The sequence below is a fragment of the Massilia glaciei genome, from assembly GCF_003011895.2.
GTDB lineage: Bacteria > Pseudomonadota > Gammaproteobacteria > Burkholderiales > Burkholderiaceae_D > Telluria_A > Telluria_A glaciei.
Genome location: NZ_PXWF02000012.1, coordinates 1 through 347, shown reverse-complemented (window position 1 = coordinate 347; position 347 = coordinate 1). Strand labels below are relative to the sequence as shown.

1 pseudogene is annotated in these 347 nt (G+C 50.1%); it reads left to right on the top strand.

What is annotated here, in order from left to right:
* Positions 1-347, top strand: a pseudogene (locus C7C56_RS28520) (hypothetical protein); the annotation flags it as partial.

Sequence of the window (347 nt, the reverse complement as noted above, 5' to 3'; positions counted from 1 at the left end):
ACTATGAGTGCTAGCGATTGGCATTGCTATCTGGTTACCAACGGTCCGCGAGGAGACAATTTTTTTGACGGGAAATACGTTGATGCGATGACCGATGCCACGCGTATTTTTTTCGAATTCACTCAAGACACGGGTTACGTGCAGTCGATGATGAGTGGAACGCCGGCGCCGGAATTGTGGGGAACGGCTTGGCACGACAAGTTTTCGAAGATGTCAATTCCCGACAACCTTCCGGACGTCCCCGAGCCCCAGATCGATGTTTTGCTTTGGACCGGCGAGATGGTGACCGTTTTCGGAATATATGAACCGCAGATTAAAGATGGATGCATGAACTATTTGCTTGCAGG